Raw genomic sequence first — 1138 nt, 5'->3', positions numbered from 1 at the left:
ACCATCGCCAACTCAGCGGCACGCGATGCGGCTGGGGCAAAACGACTATTAACCGATTTAACGGTGTCCGGCATTATTGATAATTGGCAGGACATCATCAACCCAAACAAAAACTGATTTAAAAAACTCGAAAGGAGAAACCGATGAGTGAATATGGTATTGCTTTAGGCATGATCGAGACCCGTGGCCTAGTTCCAGCAATTGAAGCAGCAGATGCGATGACCAAAGCAGCGGAAGTACGTCTAGTAAGCCGTGAATTCGTTGGTGGCGGTTACGTAACTGTAATGGTACGTGGCGAGACTGGTGCAGTAAACGCAGCAGTACGTGCAGGTGCAGACGCATGTGAGCGTGTAGGTGACGGCCTAGTAGCAGCGCACATCATCGCGCGTCCTCACAAAGAAGTTGAGCCAGTTCTAACGGCTAAGTAATTTAAAAACGTTAAGTAAAATCTTTATTCAAGGAGAAAATCATGAGTGATTACGGTATTGCATTAGGTATGATCGAAACTCGCGGCCTAGTTCCAGCGATCGAAGCAGCAGATGCTATGACAAAAGCAGCAGAAGTACGTCTAGTATCACGTGAATTCGTTGGTGGTGGTTACGTAACTGTAATGGTACGTGGTGAAACGGGTGCGGTAAATGCAGCGGTACGTGCTGGTGCAGACGCATGTGAACGCGTAGGTGACGGTCTTGTTGCAGCGCACATCATTGCACGTCCTCACAAAGAAGTTGAGCCAGTTCTAACTGCAGCTGAGTAATCAACAGAGTGTCGAATAAGTCACGAGCAATCCTGACTTATTCTCTCCAAACTACTAATTTTAAGGAGTCAATCCATGAGTGATTATGGTATTGCTTTAGGGATGATCGAAACCCGTGGTCTAGTACCAGCGATTGAAGCTGCAGATGCAATGACTAAAGCGGCAGAAGTTCGTCTAGTTAGCCGCGAATTCGTTGGCGGTGGTTACGTAACGGTTATGGTACGTGGTGAAACTGGTGCGGTAAACGCAGCGGTACGTGCTGGTGCAGACGCATGTGAACGTGTTGGTGACGGTCTAGTTGCAGCGCACATCATTGCACGTCCGCACAACGAAGTTGAGCCTGTACTAGTAATGGGCAACGCAACAGCGACACGTCTATAA

Annotated in this window: 3 protein-coding genes; all 3 read left to right on the top strand. The window is 48.2% G+C overall.

Features of this window, described 5'->3' with window-relative positions; genetic code table 11:
• The first annotated feature begins 143 nt into the window (after positions 1 to 143).
• The 3 genes from csoS1 (J3998_RS13055) to csoS1 (J3998_RS13045) all read left to right on the top strand — a co-directional run bounded on the left by csoS1 (J3998_RS13055) (position 144) and on the right by csoS1 (J3998_RS13045) (position 1138).
• Entirely contained in the window at positions 144 to 428 is a 285-nt protein-coding gene (gene csoS1 / locus J3998_RS13055; RefSeq protein ID WP_208151105.1) for an alpha-carboxysome major shell protein CsoS1, read from the top strand.
• A gap of 38 nt (positions 429 to 466) precedes the next feature.
• On the top strand, positions 467 to 757 hold the full coding sequence (gene csoS1 / locus J3998_RS13050; protein WP_481924065.1) for an alpha-carboxysome major shell protein CsoS1: 291 nt from the start codon (positions 467 to 469) through the stop codon (positions 755 to 757).
• A 75-nt stretch (positions 758 to 832) separates the two neighbouring features.
• Positions 833 to 1138, top strand: coding sequence for an alpha-carboxysome major shell protein CsoS1 (gene csoS1, locus J3998_RS13045; RefSeq protein ID WP_208151103.1), 306 nt, complete (start codon positions 833 to 835; stop codon positions 1136 to 1138).

This window comes from Thiomicrorhabdus marina, from assembly GCF_017571465.1.
In the GTDB taxonomy this organism is placed as follows: Bacteria; Pseudomonadota; Gammaproteobacteria; order Thiomicrospirales; family Thiomicrospiraceae; genus Thiomicrorhabdus; species Thiomicrorhabdus marina.
Note: the sequence above shows the minus strand (reverse complement) of the source record. Positions and strands in the feature narration are given on the sequence as shown.

Coding starts and splice junctions, on each gene's coding strand:
- csoS1 (WP_208151103.1), top strand. CDS start 833: ATGAGTGATTATGGTATTGCTTTAGGGATGATCGAAACCCGTGGTCTA.
- csoS1 (WP_208151105.1), top strand. CDS start 144: ATGAGTGAATATGGTATTGCTTTAGGCATGATCGAGACCCGTGGCCTA.